General features: G+C 38.2%; 21 protein-coding genes, 2 pseudogenes and 1 riboswitch. Of the genes and pseudogenes, 6 read left to right on the forward strand and 17 right to left on the reverse strand.

What is annotated here, in order from left to right:
• Positions 1-119 precede the first annotated feature (119 nt).
• From RCG21_RS25335 to lipM, 4 genes and pseudogenes are all read right to left on the reverse strand, one after another.
• Positions 120-575, reverse strand: coding sequence for a C40 family peptidase (locus RCG21_RS25335; RefSeq protein WP_235824830.1), 456 nt, complete (start codon positions 573-575; stop codon positions 120-122).
• Positions 576-819: 244 nt separating this feature from the next.
• Positions 820-1,938 (reverse strand): annotated as a pseudogene (locus RCG21_RS25340) (ribonucleotide reductase barrel domain-containing protein); the annotation flags it as partial.
• Positions 1,939-2,185: 247 nt separating this feature from the next.
• Positions 2,186-3,625, reverse strand: a pseudogene (locus RCG21_RS25345) (vitamin B12-dependent ribonucleotide reductase); the annotation flags it as partial.
• A 342-nt stretch (positions 3,626-3,967) separates the two neighbouring features.
• Positions 3,968-4,804: an octanoyltransferase LipM gene (gene lipM, locus RCG21_RS25350; RefSeq protein WP_133335636.1), complete on the reverse strand. Its 837-nt coding sequence runs from the start codon at positions 4,802-4,804 to the stop codon at positions 3,968-3,970.
• A 203-nt stretch (positions 4,805-5,007) separates the two neighbouring features.
• Between lipM and RCG21_RS25355 the strand changes: the two genes are divergently transcribed.
• Positions 5,008-5,388 carry a rhodanese-like domain-containing protein gene (locus RCG21_RS25355; protein ID WP_133335634.1) on the forward strand — a complete coding sequence of 127 codons (381 nt, stop codon included), beginning with the start codon at positions 5,008-5,010 and terminating at the stop codon, positions 5,386-5,388.
• A gap of 359 nt (positions 5,389-5,747) precedes the next feature.
• Here the strand turns inward: RCG21_RS25355 and gcvPB are convergent, their stop codons facing one another.
• Genes gcvPB through gcvT form a run of 3 tightly spaced genes read right to left on the reverse strand, consistent with a single transcriptional unit; the run spans position 5,748 to position 9,672 of the window.
• Positions 5,748-7,208, reverse strand: coding sequence for an aminomethyl-transferring glycine dehydrogenase subunit GcvPB (gene gcvPB / locus RCG21_RS25360; protein ID WP_133335632.1), 1,461 nt, complete (start codon positions 7,206-7,208; stop codon positions 5,748-5,750).
• A complete protein-coding gene (gene gcvPA / locus RCG21_RS25365) occupies positions 7,201-8,547 on the reverse strand; it encodes an aminomethyl-transferring glycine dehydrogenase subunit GcvPA (protein WP_133335630.1) in 1,347 nt (448 codons plus the stop codon). The genes gcvPB and gcvPA overlap by 8 nt, the downstream gene beginning before the upstream one ends.
• An 18-nt stretch (positions 8,548-8,565) precedes the next feature.
• On the reverse strand, positions 8,566-9,672 hold the full coding sequence (gene gcvT / locus RCG21_RS25370) for a glycine cleavage system aminomethyltransferase GcvT (protein WP_133335628.1): 1,107 nt from the start codon (positions 9,670-9,672) through the stop codon (positions 8,566-8,568).
• 239 nt (positions 9,673-9,911) lie between these two features.
• Positions 9,912-9,999, reverse strand: a riboswitch (glycine riboswitch).
• A gap of 287 nt (positions 10,000-10,286) precedes the next feature.
• Here gcvT and RCG21_RS25375 point away from each other — a divergent pair.
• Complete coding sequence (locus RCG21_RS25375) at positions 10,287-11,975, forward strand: DEAD/DEAH box helicase (protein WP_133335626.1); 1,689 nt, start codon at positions 10,287-10,289, stop codon at positions 11,973-11,975.
• Positions 11,953-12,744, forward strand: coding sequence for a YqhG family protein (locus RCG21_RS25380; protein WP_133335624.1), 792 nt, complete (start codon positions 11,953-11,955; stop codon positions 12,742-12,744). Before RCG21_RS25375 ends, RCG21_RS25380 begins: the two co-directional genes overlap by 23 nt.
• A 33-nt stretch (positions 12,745-12,777) precedes the next feature.
• Here RCG21_RS25380 and RCG21_RS25385 read toward each other — a convergent pair whose 3' ends face one another.
• The 8 genes from RCG21_RS25385 to comGA all read right to left on the reverse strand — a co-directional run bounded on the left by RCG21_RS25385 (position 12,778) and on the right by comGA (position 17,043).
• Positions 12,778-12,963, reverse strand: a complete 186-nt coding sequence (locus RCG21_RS25385; protein ID WP_133335622.1) for a YqzE family protein — start codon at positions 12,961-12,963, stop codon at positions 12,778-12,780.
• Between the two features lie 65 nt (positions 12,964-13,028).
• Entirely contained in the window at positions 13,029-13,415 is a 387-nt protein-coding gene (comGG, locus tag RCG21_RS25390; protein ID WP_133335620.1) for a competence type IV pilus minor pilin ComGG, read from the reverse strand.
• Complete coding sequence (gene comGF / locus RCG21_RS25395) at positions 13,412-13,891, reverse strand: competence type IV pilus minor pilin ComGF (protein ID WP_308913883.1); 480 nt, start codon at positions 13,889-13,891, stop codon at positions 13,412-13,414. The genes comGG and comGF overlap by 4 nt, the downstream gene beginning before the upstream one ends.
• On the reverse strand, positions 13,836-14,174 hold the full coding sequence (gene comGE, locus RCG21_RS25400; protein ID WP_133335616.1) for a competence type IV pilus minor pilin ComGE: 339 nt from the start codon (positions 14,172-14,174) through the stop codon (positions 13,836-13,838). Before comGE ends, comGF begins: the two co-directional genes overlap by 56 nt.
• A complete protein-coding gene (gene comGD / locus RCG21_RS25405) occupies positions 14,158-14,598 on the reverse strand; it encodes a competence type IV pilus minor pilin ComGD (protein ID WP_133335614.1) in 441 nt (146 codons plus the stop codon). Before comGD ends, comGE begins: the two co-directional genes overlap by 17 nt.
• A complete protein-coding gene (gene comGC, locus RCG21_RS25410; RefSeq protein ID WP_133335612.1) occupies positions 14,595-14,927 on the reverse strand; it encodes a competence type IV pilus major pilin ComGC in 333 nt (110 codons plus the stop codon). Before comGC ends, comGD begins: the two co-directional genes overlap by 4 nt.
• Positions 14,928-14,945: 18 nt before the next feature.
• Entirely contained in the window at positions 14,946-15,998 is a 1,053-nt protein-coding gene (gene comGB / locus RCG21_RS25415) for a competence type IV pilus assembly protein ComGB (RefSeq protein ID WP_308913884.1), read from the reverse strand.
• A complete protein-coding gene (gene comGA, locus RCG21_RS25420) occupies positions 15,964-17,043 on the reverse strand; it encodes a competence type IV pilus ATPase ComGA (protein ID WP_308914296.1) in 1,080 nt (359 codons plus the stop codon). Before comGA ends, comGB begins: the two co-directional genes overlap by 35 nt.
• A gap of 260 nt (positions 17,044-17,303) precedes the next feature.
• On the opposite strand from comGA, the gene RCG21_RS25425 reads away from it, so the two are divergent.
• Positions 17,304-17,999: a helix-turn-helix transcriptional regulator gene (locus RCG21_RS25425; protein ID WP_133334558.1), complete on the forward strand. Its 696-nt coding sequence runs from the start codon at positions 17,304-17,306 to the stop codon at positions 17,997-17,999.
• An 84-nt stretch (positions 18,000-18,083) separates the two neighbouring features.
• On the forward strand, positions 18,084-18,326 hold the full coding sequence (locus RCG21_RS25430) for a DUF2626 domain-containing protein (protein WP_026572467.1): 243 nt from the start codon (positions 18,084-18,086) through the stop codon (positions 18,324-18,326).
• 228 nt (positions 18,327-18,554) lie between these two features.
• Here RCG21_RS25430 and RCG21_RS25435 read toward each other — a convergent pair whose 3' ends face one another.
• Positions 18,555-19,640 carry a class I SAM-dependent methyltransferase gene (locus RCG21_RS25435; RefSeq protein WP_133334557.1) on the reverse strand — a complete coding sequence of 362 codons (1,086 nt, stop codon included), beginning with the start codon at positions 19,638-19,640 and terminating at the stop codon, positions 18,555-18,557.
• A gap of 153 nt (positions 19,641-19,793) precedes the next feature.
• On the reverse strand, positions 19,794-20,429 hold the full coding sequence (locus RCG21_RS25440; RefSeq protein ID WP_133334556.1) for an MBL fold metallo-hydrolase: 636 nt from the start codon (positions 20,427-20,429) through the stop codon (positions 19,794-19,796).
• Positions 20,430-20,677: 248 nt separating this feature from the next.
• Here RCG21_RS25440 and RCG21_RS25445 point away from each other — a divergent pair, with 248 nt between their 5' ends.
• Positions 20,678-20,854 (forward strand): DUF2759 domain-containing protein, encoded by a 177-nt coding sequence (locus RCG21_RS25445; RefSeq protein WP_026572464.1) that lies wholly within the window; start codon positions 20,678-20,680, stop codon positions 20,852-20,854.
• Positions 20,855-20,866 lie beyond the last annotated feature (12 nt).

The following is a 20,866-nucleotide window of genomic DNA, read 5'->3' on the forward strand; positions in this document are numbered from 1 at the left end:
CAATGTTAAAAAAATAGTACGGTGGACAGGGAGAAAATTTATGTGGGAATAGTCGTGGAAAATGAAATGGCTGCTAAATAAAAAGAAACATCGTGGCGTCCCCGATGTTTCTTTTTATTTTATATACGTTTAGCCCCAATAAATCTTGGCTTCCAATAGCTATTCGTTGTATAGGTAATGGAAACACCATTTGATGTGACGGACTGAATCATTTTTCCGCTGCCAATGTAGATAGCAACATGGGTTGGACGGCTTGCTTTATTTGGACCAAAAAACATTAAATCTCCGACTCTTAAAGATGATTTAACTCGTTTTCCTTTTGTGTAAAACATTTGCGCTGCTGAATGTGGTAAGTTCTTTCCTGCTTTATGATAAGAGTAACTTACAAGCCCTGAGCAATCAAAACCTCTAGGGCTCATGCCGCCCCATCTATATGGAACACCAAGATTTGCCTTTGCTACTGAAATCGCTTTCTTATGATAGTATGCCGCTTCTGCTTTATCCCCCATAGGTGTAAACAATGAACTTATTGTAATTGCAAAGACGAGAACTGCGATAAGTTTTTTCAACATCATGTTTGATCCCCCTGTGAGGTGTTTTGTTACTTTTACTATATAAAATAAAGATAACGTTTACATCACAGGTAGATTACAGTTATATTACAATTTTCGACTTTTCTTGTAAAAATTTCACTAAGAAAGCTGTCTAGTTTGTTATAAATATAGGAGGTTTTGTCATTTTTTATGGAGTTAATTCGTTTTTTCGACTCGAAAAACAGAAAAAGGCTGCCTCTTATTGAGACAACCTCTTTGTAAAATTTTATAAACCACATTTCAATTGTGCACCGCAGTTTGTACAGGTGTTACAGCCGCCAATTTCTTTTACTTTTCCTTTGCGGCAAACTGGGCAGGTGTTGCCTACTTCAGATCCAATTGTTACATCTGTTGAACGAAGGTCAGTTATGGTATCGACTAGTACAACATGCTGCTTTGGTTTATCTTCAAACATGGATAATTGTTCTTCTGTGTTTTCTTCGGCTTTAAGTGTTAGCACTTGAGAATCACGTGAACCATCCACGTAGACAGTACCACCTTTGGCACCACCACGGTATAGACGCTCATAAACCTTTTCTACCTGTTCAACACTATAGCCCTTAGGCGCGTTGACTGTTTTACTGATTGAGCTATCAATCCAGCGTTGGATGACACATTGAACATCTGCATGTGCTTCCGGTGCCAGTTCCATCGCTGTTACGAACCAATTTGGAAGATTGTTCTTGTCTGCTTCTGGATGCTGTTCCAGATATTCTTGAACGATATCTGCATTTACTTCAATAAATTTACCAAGGCGTCCACTTCTAAAGTAAGAGAATGAGAAGTAAGGTTCTAATCCTGTAGAAACCCCAACCATGGTACCGGTTGATCCCGTAGGAGCAACAGTTAGTAAATGGGAATTTCTAATACCGTTTTCTAAAATAGACTGGCGGATATCTTCTGGCATTTTCTTCATGTAACCTGTTTCGATAAATGCCTGTCTTAAATGATTTGTTTCTTCAGTAGTTTCACCTGTTAAGAATGGGAAGCTTCCTTTCTCTTTCGCCAGTTCAACAGATGTTCTATAAGCTGTTGTCGCAATCATTTCAAAAACTTCATCTACAAGCTGGTTTCCCTTTTCAGAGCCATACTCTGTTTCACAATAAATGAGTAGGTCGTGCAAGCCCATTACACCTAAACCAACACGTCGTTCACCAAGTGCTTGCTTTTTGTTTTCATCTAAGAAGTAAGGAGTCGCGTTAATTACGTTATCTTGCATCCTTACTCCTACAGAAACTGTTTTCTTAAGTTTTTCAAAATCAACCGTTTTGGTTTCCTTATTAGCCATTTCTGCAAGATTCACAGCGGCAAGGTTACACACGGAAAACGGTGCAAGTGGTTGTTCCAGTTTGTTATCCCATCGGCTTTTTATCCGATAGTTCTTACGGTTCACTTCCCGTAAGTTCAGCATATCTTTTCATTACACAATGTAATGCTGCGGCCTCGTGGATGGGTTATATTCTCTTTCGAGGTTCACCATCTATGCGTTGCCCCTGACTGAACCTTTACATCCAGCCTTCGGTTCGGATTCTCAATCTCAGAGTCCCCGCTTTATTCCGCAGTTTTTAACGTGAGGCAAACTAAGCCACTTTACCACACGGATTTGTTGCAACTACTTTCTGTCCGTATGCTTTTGCATTTGTCATGTCGTTTGCATTGTCAATAAAGAAAATCCCTGGCTCTGCTGAATAGGTTGCGCAGATGTTGATTAAGTTCCAAAGTTCTTTGGCCTTAATCTTTTTGTAGGTCCGAATTTTATAACCAAGTTTTTCCCACTCACGAACGTCTCCAACTTTGTGCCATTCTTCGTTGTATACCTTCATTTCTTCTTCATCGTAATGTTCAACGTATGGGAATCGCAGTTCATAATCACTATCATTTTCAACTGCTTCCATAAATTCTTTTGTTAAACAAACAGAAATATTTGCCCCTGTTAAGAATTCTGAATTATGGACTGCAAAAGTTCCTCCGACTTCTAACTTTTCTTCTGCATCAGCGATAATTCCTTCGCTAAATCCACCCATTCCAGGGATGTTTTTATAATTTACAATTCCTTGGTACATCGCAGTTTCTTGAAGTGTTAATGGCATAAACTTCAACTTATCTTTCGCATGCTTTTTGATCGTTTCATCTTTTGTATTTTCAATTAAGAATCGCAGAATTCTTGGATTTTGCATTTTTGAAATAATGAATTCAATAATGTCTGGATGCCAGTCAGCCAGCATGATCATCTGCGCACCCCTGCGCGATCCACCTTGTTCCACTAGATGCGTTAATTTCGCAATATCATCCAACCAAGATACAGAACCTGATGATTTACCGTTTACGCCTCTTGCCAAGGTGTTTCGTGGTCTTAGGGTGGAACCATTGGTTCCGACACCGCCACCGCGGCTCATGATTTCCATTACCTGCTTTCGGTGATCCGAAATCCCTTCACGAGAATCCGCCACGAAAGGCATCACGTAACAGTTAAAAAACGTTACATCCGTATTCGCCCCTGCACCGTAAAGAACACGCCCGGCAGGAATAAAATTCATATTTACGAGTTCATTATAAAACCTCTCAAACCACTCTCTCCGCTTTTCCTCTGTCGTTTCAACGGAAGCAAGTCCTGTGGCATTACGTTTCGCAATTTGCTCATAAAAAATTTCTAAAGGTTTCTCAATAACATCAAGTGAGCGAGAAATAATACCTGTGCTCGCCTCTTCCGGATCATCTAAAACTCCTCTGAATTCCTCTTCCACTAAAACTTTAGCCTTTTTATTCTCCCAGTCTATATCCGTGATGTATCCTAAACCACGTGCTGGGAATTTTGGATCTTCCTTGATTGTAAGAACGACAAAGTCACCATTTTTGAGGGTAATTTTTTCAGTGTCTTTAAAGGTGTAACGGTCCAGCATGACCAAGCGTGAAACACCCTTGTGAGTTATTTTCATATCAGGGGTAACTGGGTGTACCTGGGGAAATAAGTGGATCTCCTCATTCAACCTCTCGAAATCAATATTCATTTTTTGTCTAAACACAACCGACATGAGAACAACTCCTTCAAATAATAAAATCAATCTATTGTGCTAGTTCTAGTAGTTTCATGCTAGACCTAGTTGGTTTAATACATTTAAGGTACCATATCGACACACAAAAAATCAACATATAGTGTTCGCATTAATTTCGACACTACTACATATTGTAATTGACGCAAAAAATATTTATTTTGTCAAACTTAAAAAAAACTAGATTTTAGAGCAAATTAAAGTTTTCGTTTGGTTTTCGAGGTAAAACGAGTAATTTTAACAAATTTCGCAGTTTGCCCATAAATTATTTCTCCAATTTTTTTCAAAAAAAGAAAAAGCGACATTGCGCCGCCTTTTAATCGGTTACCTTTTAAAATTCCATTCATCACTTTCATAACGCTCTTTTGCTATTTTCTGAACGTATGTAAGCTCTTCTTCAGTTAATTGATAGGGCTCTAGCTCAATATTGAGTCCTTCTGCAAAGCCTTTATAAAATGCCTCTTTTGCTTCCTCTAAGGTAATTCTTCGTTTACTAATATCATTGATGGCTACAGCTTTATTCTTGAATGCTTTTTGCATCCGTTCCTTTACTCTTTCACTTGGATATTTAAATAAGCTAAATAACTTATCTTCCTCTATATCCAATAAAATCGAACCATGCTGTAATATAACGCCCTTTTGTCTGGTTTGAGCACTCCCTGCTACCTTTCGTCCTTCAACAACAAGTTCATACCAGCTAGGAGCATCAAAACAAACTGCAGAGCGTGGATTTTTCAATGCTTCCCGTTCCTCCGCTGTCTTTGGTACGGCAAAATAAGCTTCTAAACCTAAATGATGAAATCCCTTCAAAATCCCCTCAGAGATGACCCGATAGGCCTCTGTTACCGATTGAGGCATTTCAGGATGGTCTTCAGAAACTATAACACTATATGTAAGTTCATGATCATGAAGAACACCGCGTCCGCCAGTAGGTCTTCTGACAAAACCCAATTGATGTTTTTTTACTGCCTCCATATCAATTTCTTTTTCTACCTTTTGAAAGTAACCAACGGAAAGTGTTGCCGGATTCCAGCCATAAAATCGGATCACAGGAGGAATCTTCCCTTCACTGTGCCAATCAAGTAAGGCTTCATCAAGAGCCATATTAAATGATGGGGAGCCATTTCCCGAATCGATAAAACGCCATACTTCTTTTTCCATTTTCTAGACCTCATTTTTATTTATAATAATTTTCTTTGGCGATTCCTAGTCTACCAAAATCTGATATGAATTCAAAATGATATATTTCTGCTATAATATTTTTTGTGGGCAAAAAAAGATTTTTTCTAATGTATCTTTACTGATGTAAGGGTTGACTTATATAATAAAAATTAGTGCAGAAAAGCTTGAAAGGAGCATTTTAATTGAACTCACTTATTCCACTATTAATCATTATCGTTGCGGTTGCGATTTACACTGTATTCACCTATTTTTATCAGAAGAAGATTGTCAAAACCGTTTCGGAAGAAGAATTTCGTGCAGGCTATCGTAAAGCGCAATTAATTGATGTGCGCGAACCAAATGAATTTGATGCCGGTCATATTTTAGGGTCTCGTAATATTCCAATGTCTCAAATTAGAATGCGAATGAAAGAAATCCGCCCTGATATGCCAGTTTATCTATATTGCCAAAGCGGAATGCGCAGCGGCCGGGCAGCACAGTTCTTATATCGCAAAGGATACAAAGATCTTACCCAGCTACAAGGCGGCTTTAAAAAATGGACAGGTAAAGTTAAAGCAAAATAATGAGGATTTTTCAAAAAGACCATTGTTCGCTGAAACGGTGGTCTTTTTATATTCCCTGTCCCCCATTATTCTTCACTTACGGGCACTATGACCCCTTGATAGTTCCCGCTCTCTTGCTTTTCCCTCACATACGGGCACTATGAGCCCCTGATAGCTCCCACTCTCTTGCTTTTTCTCCGCTTACGGGCACGATAAGCCCTTGATGGTTCTTACTACACTGATTTTAACCCAATCACGGGCTCTAAGAGCTGCTAGTGGCTCCGAGAGCCTTTACTTTCCTAGCTCATGGTAATAATTTCTTAACTTCTATAAAAAGATGAGGGTGAATTCCTTAATAGAATCCACCCACCGAAAATCAATTAATTCTTTTTATATCTCAACACAGGTTTACGTGCTGCTTTTGTTTCGTCCATACGGCCCACGATCGTTGTATGTGGTGCTTCTTGAACGATTTCAGGATTTTCCTCTGCTTCCTTGGCAATTTGAATCATCACATCACAGAAAGCGTCTAGGGTTTCTTTTGCTTCGGTTTCAGTCGGCTCGATCATCAAGCATTCTTCCACAATTAATGGGAAGTAAATGGTTGGTGGATGATATCCGAAATCAAGCAGACGTTTTGCAACATCTAATGTACGGACACCCAACTTCTTCTGGCGTCTACCGCTTAATACAAATTCATGCTTACAATGCTTATCAAATGGAAGATCATAATGATCTGCAAGTCTTCTCATCATATAGTTCGCATTTAAAACCGCATTCTCAGTAACAGCTTTTAAGCCGTCAGGACCCATTGAACGGATATAAGTGTATGCACGGACATTAATACCAAAGTTTCCGTAGAATGGCTTCACGCGCCCAATTGAGAGTGGACGATCATAATCAAGCACATAATCTTCCCCGCGTTTTGCGACAACTGGTTTTGGCAGGAATGGAATTAAGTCAGCTTTTACCCCAACAGGACCCGAACCAGGACCGCCGCCGCCATGTGGACCAGTAAACGTTTTATGAAGATTTAAGTGAACAACGTCAAATCCCATGTCCCCCGGTCTTGCTTTTGAAAGAACAGCGTTAAGGTTTGCTCCATCATAATAAAGCTTTCCGCCTGCATCATGAACAATTTCAGCTAGTTCTACAATATTTTCTTCGAAAAGTCCAAGTGTATTTGGGTTCGTCAACATTAACGCTGCTGTATCTTCGCCAACCACTCTTCTTAAATCCTCAAGGTCAACAAGACCGTTTTCATTAGACTTAACTGTTACGGTTTCAAAGCCAGCAATCGTTGCAGACGCAGGATTTGTACCATGGGCTGAATCCGGAACAATAACCTTTGTCCGGTTGAAATCACCATTAGCCTCGTGGAAAGCACGGATTAACATTAACCCGGTCCATTCCCCATGGGCACCTGCAGCCGATTGCAAGGTTACTTCATCCATCCCTGTAATTTCGATTAAATGCTCCTGAAGGTCATACATTAACTCCAATGCACCCTGTACAGAGTCTTCATCCTGAAGGGGATGAATATGAGCAAAACCGTTATAGCGGGCAACATTTTCATTGATTTTTGGATTATATTTCATCGTACATGAGCCTAGTGGATAAAATCCTGAATCAAGGCCATGGTTTCGTTTTGAAAGTGCTGTATAATGACGCATGATATCAAGCTCAGAAACTTCAGGAAGCTCAGGCTCATCTGCGCGTAAATATCCTTCAGGAAGAAGGTCATTTAATTCTAATTCCGGAACATCCATCTCTGGGAGGCTGTATCCGACACGGCCAGGTGTACTAAGTTCAAAAATGAGCGCCTGATCTTGATTATGCATGCAAATCCCCCAATTCTTTTACAAGAGTATCGATTTCTTCCTTCGTTCTTTGTTCAGTCACAGCTATCAGCATATGATTGGTAAGTTCTGAATAATCACGACCTAAATCATAACCGCCGATGATTCCTTTTTGTAAAAGCTGTTTATTTATTTCTTTTACCGGGTGATTCAATTTAACTACAAATTCATTAAATGAAAAACCATCATTGACAATTTCAAAGCCTGCCGCTTTAAAGGCATTTTTCGCATATTGAGACTTTTGCAAATTGTTTGCTGCCATTTCACGAACACCTTTTTTGCCAAGAGCAGTCATTGCAACAGAAGCTGCAAGTGCGTTTAATGCTTGGTTAGAACAAATATTTGAAGTCGCTTTTTCACGGCGAATATGTTGTTCGCGTGCCTGCAGGGTTAAAACAAAACCACGGCGTCCTTCGTCATCTGTTGTCTGTCCGACAAGGCGACCCGGAACTTTTCTCATTAGTTTTTCAGTAACAGCAAAGTATCCACAGTGCGGACCGCCAAATGCGGATGGAATACCAAAAGGCTGTGCATCCCCAATGACTATATCAGCACCAAATTTGCCTGGAGGTGTTAATACTCCAAGAGATAGTGGATTGCTTGATACAACAAACATTGATTTATTGGCGTGAATGATTTCTTCTAGTTCTTTTAATGGCTCAATTCTGCCAAAAAAGTTTGGATATTGAACAATTACCGCTGCAACATCGGCATTTACTAAGCCTTTTAATTCATTTAAATCTGTTAGCCCGTCTTTTACCGGTATTTCTACAACAGACAAGTTCTGACCCTTTGCATAGGTTTTAAGAACTTCACGATATTCAGGATGAACCGCATTTGAAACTAAAATTACTTTCCGCTTTGTATGACCGGCACTAAGCATTGCTGCTTCAGCTAATGCCGTTCCGCCATCATACATCGAAGAGTTGGCAACATCCATTCCCGTTAATTCGCAAATCATTGTTTGGAACTCAAAAATTGCTTGAAGCTCCCCTTGAGAAATTTCCGGCTGATATGGTGTATAGGCTGTATAGAATTCTGAACGTGAGATAACATGGTCGACAATAACAGGCATATAATGGTCATAAACGCCTGCTCCTAAGAAGGAAACATTTCTTTTCAAATCTGCATTACGATCTGCCATTTTAAATAGTTCTTTCATTAAAGCAGGCTCTGATTTAGCTGCTTTAATGTTGTATTCACCTTTAAAACGTACTTGCTCCGGGATATCGCTAAAAAGTTCATCAACGGAGGAAACGCCAATGGTTTCAAGCATTACTCTCTTATCTTCTTCAGTCATAGGTAAATAGCGATGTTTCATAAACCTAACTCCCTTCCGTTATTTCTTTTCTTTTTTATAAAAAGGTGTTGGAATTACTTTTGCTTTTAAACGTTTTCCGCGAATTTCAACCTCAACTTCACCATCTAATTCGGCATATTGAGTTGGAATAAGTGCAAGCCCGATATTTTTCTTTAATGTTGGGGACTGCGTACCAGTAGTTACCTCACCGATGAGCTCTTCCCCTTTATAAACAGAATACCCATGGCGTGGAATACCACGGTCAATCATTTCAATCCCAACCGTTTTTCTAGGAAGACCATTTTCTTTTTGTTCTTTTAATGCTTCTTTACCAATAAAATCTGCTTCCTTATTTAACTTAACGGCGAAACCAATTCCTGCTTCGAGTGGTGAGATTTCAGGAGAAAGTTCTTGACCGTAAAGTGGTAAAACGGACTCAAAGCGTAACGTATCACGTGCACCCAATCCACAAGGAAGAATTCCTTCTTCCTTACCTGCCTCCAAAATAGCATTCCAAAGGTCAACTGCATCTTCTGACTGACAATAAATTTCGAACCCATCTTCCCCAGTGTAACCAGTTCTAGAAACAAGGGCCGTTTTGTCATCGATTTTAACTTCCTGCTGAAATTTGAAAAAGCCAATTTGACTTAGGTCGGACTCATTAACCAACTTCTGTAGTACCTTTTCTGCAAGTGGTCCCTGAATGGCCAATTGAGCTGTTTGGTCAGACAAGTTTTTAAGGGTAACATCACCTTCAAGATGGTCTTCAAGCCACTTATAATCTTTTTCAATATTGGAGGCATTTACTACGAGTAGATAATGATTGTCTTCCATTTTATAAACAAGCAAATCATCCACAGTACCGCCGTTTTCGTAGCACATCGCTGTGTACTGAGCGCCGCCATCCTTCAGTTTAGAAACATCATTCGTCATCATTTTTTGCAAATAGGATAAGCTGTCAGGTCCTTTAACCTCAACTTCCCCCATATGAGATACATCGAATAAACCTGCTTTTGTACGAACGGCTTCATGCTCTTCCTTAATGCTTGAAAATTGGACAGGAAGTTCCCAGCCGCCGAAATCGATTGTCTTACCCCCGTATTGCTTGTAGGTTTCAAATAATGGAGTGCGTTTTAAATCAGCCAAATTGAATTCCCCTTTTTCAGAAAATTTTATTAGAAAAATAACAAGATGGTGCGTAGAGAAAACCTATCCATAAGAGACGAATAAGTTTTACATTTTTTCTAAGCTATTTTTCCCCAGAAAAAAAGACAGAGTCCCCCCTTTTTAATAAAAGAAGGTCTCTGTCCTTGCACCTGAAAGTTTACCATTAATGGCTTTCCCCTTTGGTGGCTCCTTTTTAACTGAAGCACTCTCCAGAGCTGCGTCAAACAAGAGTTCTTTTGCCTGAGAGATTCACATTTCTGTTTGCTCCTTCGGCGCTACACGAGTAGTCTCTCCCCTTGTTATCATCCGCATTTATAATATTTTCCATATGGGTAATACTAAAATAAATACATCTTCAAAATCATTTACTATATTACAAAAATTTAAAACTTTCTAAGCTACTAACATCCTACCCTAAAATGATATTTTGAGCAATAGGTTATTAAAGAAAAGTGTAAGCGCCTGGTTCAGGGGCGACAAGCATAAGACAAGCCGGCATGAAGGTTGTTCTTTAACCTTCAGGACGGATTGGCTGTAGACCATAGAGCCCCTAGGCGCTGAAACTAGACAAGTTAGAAAAGGAGCTGAAAACCATGTCTGTTCACATAGAATTCGATTCCTCTTGGCAAGATGACTTTTTACATAGGATTGAACATGATGGTCCATGGGGAAATTGGGATCTTTTTAAACTTGCAATAGAGGTTGAAAGACATCTTGTAATACCCGAATTTGAGGGTCTGCAGGCACCCAGCCATCTGCCGCACTTAACTCCACTTCCGCATCAGCTCGAAACTGCTAAACAAGTAATTGAAAACATGAATGGAAAAGCAATTCTTGCCGATGAGGTTGGGCTAGGTAAAACCATCGAAGCTGGTCTTATTTTAAAAGAGTACATGATTCGCGGTTTGGTTAAAAAAGTATTGATCCTAGTCCCTGCTTCCCTGGTTACACAATGGGCAATGGAACTAAACAGCAAGTTTTTTATTCCAGCGATTTCTCAAAGAAAGAGTTATGTATGGGAACAATGTGATGTGGTGGTATCCTCCATTGATACCGCAAAACGGAATCCGCATCGTGATATTATATACAATCAAAACTATGACCTTATTATCATCGATGAAGCCCATAAGCTGAAAAATAATAAAACGAAAAACTATGAGTTTGTTCAAAATTTAAAAAAGAAATTTTGTTTATTGTTAACAGCAACCCCGATTCAAAACAGAATTGAAGAAATCTTCAACCTAGTATCCCTTTTAAAACCGGGGCATTTGGGAAGCGAAACAGCCTTTTATGAAAAATATAAACGGGACGCCCGTTCTTTAAATGATAATGAACATTTAAAGGAATTAGTCAATAAAGTAATGATACGTAATCGGAGAGCTGACACCGGGATTGAATGGACAAAAAGGCATGTTGAAACCATTCCAATTGAATTTTCACCCTCAGAAAAGGATTTATATGAGGCCATTAACGATTTAAGAAGCGAAGGAGATTGGGTTCAGACAAGTGCCTTTTCTGTAATGACATTACAAAGAGAAGCATGCAGCAGCCGCGAAGCCGTTTTTTATACACTAAAAAACATGCTGCAAAAAAAGGAAAATCCATCTCCTGCCTTTGAAGAACAAATTAATTATTTGATTAAAAAAGTTGAGTCCGTCCAGCAAAACTCAAAAGCTGAAAAAGCGCTTGAGTTAATCCAGAATGTAAATGACAAAGTCATAATTTTTACAGAATATCGGGCCACACAATTATATTTGCAATGGTATTTAAAACAGCATGGAATTACTTCCGTACCGTTCAGGGGAGGATTTAAACGCGGTAAAAAAGATTGGATGCGTGAGCTCTTTCAAAAGCATGTTCAAGTCTTAATTGCAACAGAAGCCGGTGGAGAAGGAATTAACCTTCAATTTTGTAATCATATCATTAATTTTGATTTACCGTGGAATCCTATGAGACTCGAACAGCGAATAGGCAGGATTCACCGTCTCGGCCAAGAAAAAGATGTGATGATTTATAATTTTGCCATCAAAAATACGGTCGAAGAACATATTTTAAAACTTCTATACGAAAAAATTGATTTGTTTGAGAAGGTAATTGGCGAACTTGATGATATTTTAACAAAACTTGATTTTGGTAATATCGAGGATCATTTAATCGACATATTTGGGCAATCTTCTTCTGAAGGGGAAATGAGGATAAAAATGGAAAACCTTTCATCGATGATTGAGTTCGCAAGAGACTTAAAGGAAGGAGATTCACATGCAGCAGCAGGAAATTCATAACTTTTTAATAAAGTATTTTGAAGCCAACGAATGTAAAATTGTCGAAAACCAACCTGGATATTTAACTACTCAATTAACCATTGAACTTGATAAAGAATTGATGAATCGCCCCTTTTACTGGCATTATCTTGAGAAAACAGGCGGAATTCCCAATCCGATGAAGCTTACCTTTATTACAGATCACCAGCGGGCACCTGATCATGTTAAAGGGGAAACCATTTATTTGGGATCACCTAGACTGCATCAAATATTTACTTCTACAAAAAACCTTGCAGGTTTTATTCGGCTCTATGAAAATCACAGCTTGCATAATAGACAAACACCGTTATTACCTTGGCTTTGTATGAATGTGAAAATATCCTACCAGTGTGATCGAAAAAGAGATATTTTTAAATCGATTGGTTTGCAGCTAATAAATGGTCAAATGGTCGAAGATTTCCATGAGCGCTTATTGAAAATAAAGCTAACGCCCAAAATTCCGGATTACTCCTTTACCTTATCTCCATTAGTTAAACCAAAAAGTGGAATGACCAGAATTGAAAATTATCTAAGAAATGTCATTGAAGGTGATGATCATACATGGGCTGAGGAAGCTCGTGAAAGATGGGATAAGGACCGGAAGCTTTTAGACCATTTTTATGAGGATTGTGAAGAAGAAAATGAGAGCTATGAAATAGAAAAAAAAGCGCTGCAGGAACAATATGAACCCAAAATTAATATCTCGTTGATCAACGGAGGACTGTTTTATTTGACAGATAAGGCAATCTAAAAAGGTAAAGAAGCAGACGGTGCATCTGCTTCTTTACCTTTTTCTTCTTCTTTTCATTTCTGAGTAAAAAATATAAGGAAGGATTCCGAACCAACGATACCACAAAGATGCTTGCGCTTGCTTCCGCTCTGTACGAATTCTTTTTCGTTCATCCTTTGGCTGGTCCGCATATTTAACAATTGTTTGCGTCATATATTTTACATAATCATTTGTTTTCATCGACACACCTGCCTTTATCCTTCAATACAAGTATGTCCATGTTTTACAAATTCAAACGACCTTTTTCAAGCTCTACTATCTGTCCACTTGATCATCCTTTTTAATTTAATATCAAAATAGCCAATTCCAACAACAGTTATTCCTGAACTAAAACGAAGTGTGAAATTAACCTTTTGAACACTACTTACAGGAACCTCGGCCTGATAATCCATCGTCCCGTTTATATACTTAAAAGACCCTTTTGTTTGAATGGTTCCGGTGGAGGTTAGCATGTTCTCAACCTTTTTGATGGAGCTAAGGAAATAATACTCTTCTTGTAACAGGATCGCAGTTTGATTTGCAACCTTCCTCTCAGCTAACAGCTGTTCAACACGTATGGATAAAAATAAGAAAAAAATAAGGAGGACACACAATGTAAGGGGATAGGTAAAGCCTGCCTGAATTTTTTTCATGGACTTGAATTCCAATTAATGAAGGAGTAGATAACGTTTGAATATTGTTTTCCCCATGTGTCCTTTACAGTAACCTTTACAGCGTTATTTAATAGCACAAAAACTACCTCAGATACATTTTGTAACACGATTTCATTTCCAGTACTATTCACCCTTCTTCGGAGGTTAGTGCCGTACCTTTCATATTGAACGGTTTCGGCATCCTTCGTTAAAAACAGTCTTCCTGAAAGGACCCCTACCTTCATGTAAGATCGGACTTCCCTCTTTAATTGACTGCTAAAAACCTCCCACTCCAATGGTTGGTCTTCCCCTTGTGTTGCTTTACTATTTAAAACTATTTGCATTAGTGGTGCCATGAAAAAGACAAGGATAGAAAATATCGCTAGGGCAAATAGAGATTCAATCAATGTAAAAGCTTTTTCATTCTTGCATACCGCAAATTTCTGTTTTGGAATGAACGGCGGTTTCCTCAACATTTACACACACCTCCTTTGCTCCGGAAAATGCAGTGTCTTTCCAGCTGATTTTGTATTCTATTCCATCCTTTAACACAGAATAATTGGTGTCTAATTTCCCCTCGATTATTTTAGCCTCGAGTTCCTGATATACAAGCTGCCTGGCCATTTTTTCGATTTGGAGTTTTTTTGATTGACTGTTTAATTCAATGATAATTGGCATAAAAAACAGACACATCATAAACCAGGCCGATAGCGACAATAACAGTTCAAGTAAAAAGAAGCCTCTATTCTTCCGTGACATAAAACCTTCCCTTTCCAATCAAAAAGGTAACACGATATTGCTTATCCTTCGTTACAATCGTAAACGAACCAAATTTACTTATATTCCCATCCGGCAGAAATCGAAAATATAAAGACAGTGTCCCCGGATAAACATGAATATTGTTTGAATAATATCGCTCGACCAGCCGTGGAAGATCATTGCGCTCATAAATATAATAGTTATATTCGTTTTCCGAAAAGGCTACATAGACCTCATGTTGATGGGAAATAGCATATTGTTGGGCGAAAAATAAGTCTGCTTTGAGCTGGGAAATGAAGGTTTCGTCTTCCATCCGATTCGCTTGTGGCTTTACAGAAAAGACAGTAATCGAGGATAGGATTAAAAAGATCGCGAGAACCAGTAATGATTCGATTAAAGTAAATCCTTGTTGATGATTTTTCATTCAGATGTATTTGCCACTGCAACAACTTTTCCGTCAGCTTGTATTTCTACCTTTGTTTTTCCATCAGGACAGCCCTTTGCATCCTCTTTTAAATAATCAGCAGCAACTAAATCCTCAACACTTGTAGGCATTTTTTTCTTTTCCATTTCATAAGCCTGAACCTGTGCTTGTACCATTTTCACAAATGCCTGACACCCTTTTTCATTGATATTTGAATTATGTTTTGTGATGTTCGGAATTGTTATAATTAACAACACAGAAATAATTAACATAACAATCATCATTTCAATTAGTGTAAAACCTTTTTGATTCTTAAATTTTTTCAGCATTTTTTTTAACCTCCAGTTTTAAATTCCGTCCATTAGATGGAACATCGGTAAAAGAATTGCTAAATACATCGACACAACAAGAAATCCAATAAAAAGATATAAAATCGGCTGAATCATTTTAAAGCTTTTTTCAATTATTTCTTCCATGGTATTTACACAATGCCTGCTAAAAAATTGCAGTTCTTGTTCTAACTTTCCATTCGCTTGTCCATGCTTAACAATCATCGGAAATTCTTTTTCAAAAAAAGAAAATGCGGCTAAAATAGACTCGAGTTTTTCTCCGGTTACCAGCTTTTCTTTAATCACCTTCCCAAGCTGGCTGTAAAACGGTTGTCTGTGGTTCTTTTCAAAGAGCAGTAAGGCTTCAGAGACTGAGATTCCCCCTGCAAGTAAAAAGCTAAGCTGAATGGAAAAATAGTGGGTAAATAACAATCTGAGGACCCTTCCTGCTATAGGGAGACGAACTAACTGCGACCGTTGCAGAAGGATAGACATTTTTCTGAATACAAAAAAGTAATACATTGCTGCTAGTAAAGAAATAGTAAATATCCCCAATAGAATCTTAGGAAAATATTGGTCAAAAGCATAAATTACTTTCGTGAAAAAATTAGCTTCAAGTCCCATTGATTTAAAAAGAGTTGTAAACCTTGGCAGCAGTGTATTTTCAACAAAGACAAACAAAAAACCGGTAATGAAAATAAGAAGCAGCGGATACTGAAGCAGTTTTAACAACTTCTGCAAATCCTTATCCTTTACCAAAGCCATCCCGCTCCCCTCTAGAAGTGCCTCCGCAAAATTGCCGTGTTGTTCAGCAAAATAAACAAAACCAACTAAATCTTTGTGAAAACCAAGCCCATCTAAAACCTCATGAAACGATAGACCAGTTTTTAACCCAATTAAGCATTTATGAAGCTCCTCCTTTCGGTTGGTAGAAAGGTGAAGGGAAATGGACTCAAGAGCCTCGGAAATCGGATATCCCCTCGCCAATAATTCACCTGTCCTTTTTAAAAGGGTTGCTTGTTCATTTACCGTCCATTTACGATGTTTCATAATTGTATACCAGCCGTTCATATTCTGACTCTTTTATATAACCAAGTGCAATTCCCTTATTGATTACTTGATTGATCGTCTTATAGCGTGGTTCAATATTTTCCCCCTTTGCAGCCCTCATCGCTGAATGTAAATTCCTCCCTGATAAGAGTTCAAACACACTCGCTCTTTTCCATCTGCCATATGAATAACAAAATGGGGAACAGTCGTCCGGGCAAAATGGACAGGTCAATTCCACCAGGCGCTGTGCTGTAACGGCAATAAGCGTTTGCTCTACTTCCAGCCAATTCACCCCGAATTCATGGAGCCGATAAACCGCTCCCTTCGCATCCCTTGTATGCATAGTGGAAAGTACTAAATGGCCAGTAAGCGCAGCTCGAACAGCAATTTTTGCGGTTTCACTATCCCTTATTTCCCCCACCATAATGATATCCGGATCATGCCGCAAAATAGCTTTTAATCCGGTGGCATAGGTAACCCCCGCTTTTTCATTTACTTGGACCTGCAGGACGGTATCATAATTCTTTTCGATAGGGTCTTCTAGTGTAATAACGTTCCGATGGAATAAGTGTGCAGTTTCATTGAGGAGTGAATATAAGGTAGTGGTCTTCCCACTGCCGGTTGGCCCGGTAAATATAATTAAGCCATGAGCGTGTTTAAGAAGAGCAAGTAATTTTCTTGTCATTGAAGGGAATAAGGAAAGCTGGTGAAATGGAATCTGTTCTTGTTGAGGTAAAAGCCGGATAACAAGGCTTTCTCGATTGTTTGAAGGCAGGGTAGATAATCTGAGCCCCATCAATTGACCGTTGACATCGCAAAAAATTGAACCGCTTTGCGGGCATCTTCTTTCCCCAATATCCATGTTTGCGGTAAATTTAAAATGTGAAATTAATTTGTCGCATTCTTCTTTTGGAAGGGATAACCGAGGAATAAGTTTATTCGTAAGGCGGATTTGAACGAGTGTATCATTCTTTCTCGGAATGATATGAATATCAGTTGCTTGGTTTCGAGTGGCATCTTTAATAATTCGATTGGCTAAAATTTCGATAGCGCTGACAATGAGAATAACCTCCTTTTGGTATTACTACTGACAGAAAACAACATGTTTCAGCAGGATTCCCCCTTATTTATAATTTGTTAACCATTATTAGAATAACTCAATGGACACCATTCAGGCACAAGAATTTTGAGCTAAATATTACAAATTTTTGACGATAATTGTGAACATTTTCTAAACTTATAGTGTTTATGTTGTTAACCACATTCCCTTGTTAAAATCGCTGTATTATAATGAGTGTAAATTATGGGGGTTCGAGGTGAAACCAGATGGAACAAACGTTAAAAATAACAAATGTTTTATCAGATCCAACGCGTTATTATATTTATCAATACATTACAAAAAGACACCAAGAGGTAACTGTCCAAGAGGTCGCTGAAAATTTTAATATCCATCCAAATGTAGCAAGATTGCATCTCTCCAAGCTCGAAGATGTAAATATGTTAATTTCTGAAACAAAGAAAACTGGTAAGGGCGGCCGTCCTAGCCGGTTGTACCGCTTATCAGATGATGTAATTCAACTGCATTTTCCATTCCGCGATTATATGCTGTTATCCAAAGTGGCGATTCAAACCATGCTTACACTTGGTGAGGAAGGAAAAAAAGCATTATATATAACGGGAAAACGTTTTGGAACTGAAATTATAGAACAAGAAATGGCAAAAAGATCTTTCGGTGATGAATTAGATTTTAACGAAAAGCTAAATATATTAAAGAGTGCATCAACACTTGCAGGCTTTTATCCGGAATTTGATGTAAACGGGGATCAAACCAAAATCTATTTTCAGATTTATAATTGCCCATTTAAAGAAGTGGCAGAGGAACACGAAACCGTTTGCAGTATGCATCGTGAATTCCTTAAGGGGATGTTTGAGGTCTTATTCTCTTCCGTGGAGTTGATTGAAAAAGAGAATATGTTTAATGGCTGTGAAACATGTTCCTACCAAGCATTCGTCACAAACTAATACGAAACCATTATTTACATTACCCTAACTTTTACCTTATAATATTGTAATGATGGTATTCGTAGGGTAAAAGGAGGGATACATATGGATCGCATGTTCAGAGTATTGGGTTTCTGGACGGGTATTTTTACCGTTATGTTTTATCTAGGAGATTTGGATAAAACGGCAATGTTATTTTTAGCCCAAACAGGATTCTTCGTTCTGCTCAGCTATCTAAAACTATCCGAACGTATGTACATGTACGTTTTCGGAGCATATTTAACCATTTTCTTTGCAGGTTTCACTTATTGGACAACTTTCATGATGCCTCTAGGTGCAGCAGAATAAGAAATAAAAAACACTGGAAATGCCTCCAGTGTTTTTTTCTTTAGGCTGTGTTAAATTTGGTTGTTGATTTCCGCTCCCAGGATGCTCGCTTTCCGCAGGACATTGAATTACGTCCTTGAATCCACCCACGCACGAAGAAAATGCGTTAGCATTTTCGAGAAGTCTCGCACCTTCCGCTCCAATCAACTTTGTTTAAACATCAACATTGTTCTTTAACAACGCCTTTCTTTAAAATATTTTAGTAAAATCAACGTTCAAACCCTTTTGTTGAATAATGATATGGAAATAGGAACTTATTCCCGAAGGCATTATTAAACTTCGTATTGCCCGGTTCTGCTTGCTTTGTTCAGAAAACGGGTTAGGATCAAAATGACTTTGTAATTCTTCAAGAATGCCTGCTTTTAGTAAAAATTCATCCTGCCTAAGCATTGTAACAAAATTTAGGCCAGCATTTTCTCCATGTTGAATAAGCTGATCAAATTGAATATGTGTTGTAATATCGATTTCCCCGGGATGCTGCAAAATATTATCGAACATTTGATGCTGATAGTATCCCCGTAAACTCCCCCTCGATCTCGCAGGCTGCATCCATTCCTGATTGGTATAACCATAGTCAGCACTAACAACAAGACCCTCTGTAATAAATTTCGAAATATCCCCAATCATTTTTTCCATTGCTAGAGGAACTTCAAACCGTTGGTTCTCCTGTAACTCCAATTTATACTCTGATAAATATTGAACAATTTCCTGATTCGATAACGGAACCCTTTTCTCAAACAATTTATTATTTTCAATTCCAATCATCACTTCAAAAATCCTGCCATTCTCCTTCTCGATTACATGGACAGGAAGTGCATCGAAAAGCTCATTTGAAAAAATCATTCCTGTAAAGCCTTTGATTTCATCTAGCGTTTCTAACTGAGTAACAGAGAAGGAAGAACCGAGAAGCTCTTTTTGTAATTTCCTATGATAAGGACTGCTTTCGACAATCATATATTCAATCGGAATTTGAACTGATTCATACCATTCCGTTAAAAAAGCGTTAGCAAAGCGGCCGTTTCCCGCCCCAATTTCACAAAATACAACCGGTAATTCGTATTGCTTATATATTTTTGAAAACCATTTTGCAAAAAGCCGGCCATAAATATCTGAAATATTGCTGGTTGTGATAAAATCACCATTGCGCCCGATTTTCACCTTTTCTTTCATATAGTAGCCAAAATCGGGATGATAAAGGGCTGCACTGATGAAATCTGCATAGGAAATAAAATGATTGGGTGATTCCGAAATAATTTTTTTAAAATATGTAATCATCTTTTGCTCCTTTTTGATTTTCCACTATTGACATAGTGATTACTATATATTATTGTTAAATCAGTAGCTTAACTATATCCCCTCCCATTATATGAATAGAACATCCCCCGAAAAGCCCTTCTCCTCGAGAGAAGGGCTTTTCTATTTGAGTAATCAAAAACCATTTAAAAAAGGATTGCTATCCATCTCTTCGATAATAGTGGTTTCAGGACCATGCCCCGGTAAGACCACTGTTTCCTCTGGCAAAAATAACAACTTTTCGTGAATACTTTTTAATAGTTGTGCTTGATTTCCTTTTGGTAGATCTGTTCGGCCAATGCTTCCTTTAAATAAGGCATCTCCAGAAACGACAAATCCGTCATGTTCAAAATAATAAGAAACACTGCCCGGTGAATGGCCTGGAGTTTCAAACAGTTTGAATTCAAAACCAGCTATATTTATGTCCTCTTCCTTTTTCAAAACAAACTCTGCTGGCCGCGCGTTAACGCTTTCCTTCATCATAAAAAATTTTGAACCATTTAATTTTGGATCACTTAGCCACTCTTCCTCCTCCTCATGGACATAAACAGGAATCTTAAAAAAATCTCTTACCTCATCTACTGCCCCAATATGGTCAAAATGAGCATGAGTCAGGAAAATGGCCACCGGCCTTAATTCACGCTTGGTCAACCAATTAATCAACTTTTTCCCTTCACTACCTGGGTCAAAAATTAGACATGTTTGATCAGGATTTTCAACTATGTAACAGTTTGTTTGCAGAACCCCTAAGGGGATTTGCGACCACTTCATTTTGTATACCTCCAGTTAATAAATGCAATAATAACATTTTACACTATTCTTTAATTGTAGATAAAGAAACGAATGATATTCTTAAAAGCAACTTAAAGCCTCGAACATAAAGTTGTCTCTTTTTTGTCCTCGACAAACGAATGAAAAAACTATAAAATAAGAAACGAATGTATATAATATTCTTACATAACTATTTTAAAATGTTAGGCATACTGCCTGGTAAATAACCAATAAAGGGGGATTTGTTCATGGGTTTAGTTATTATCTTTGCTTTAGTAACCATCCTTGCTTTCTTTGCTGGACTTCGTGCACTAAAAAATAAAAATTTATTAGCTGCATTTTGGGGAGTCGCTTCATTCTTGGTCTTTGGCTGGTTTGTTGTCATGACCATCATTCACCACGGAATTCCGACTGGAACGCACTAAGACAATATAGAG

The sequence above is a fragment of the Bacillus salipaludis genome (assembly GCF_030938565.1).
GTDB lineage: Bacteria > Bacillota > Bacilli > Bacillales > Cytobacillaceae > Neobacillus > Neobacillus salipaludis_A.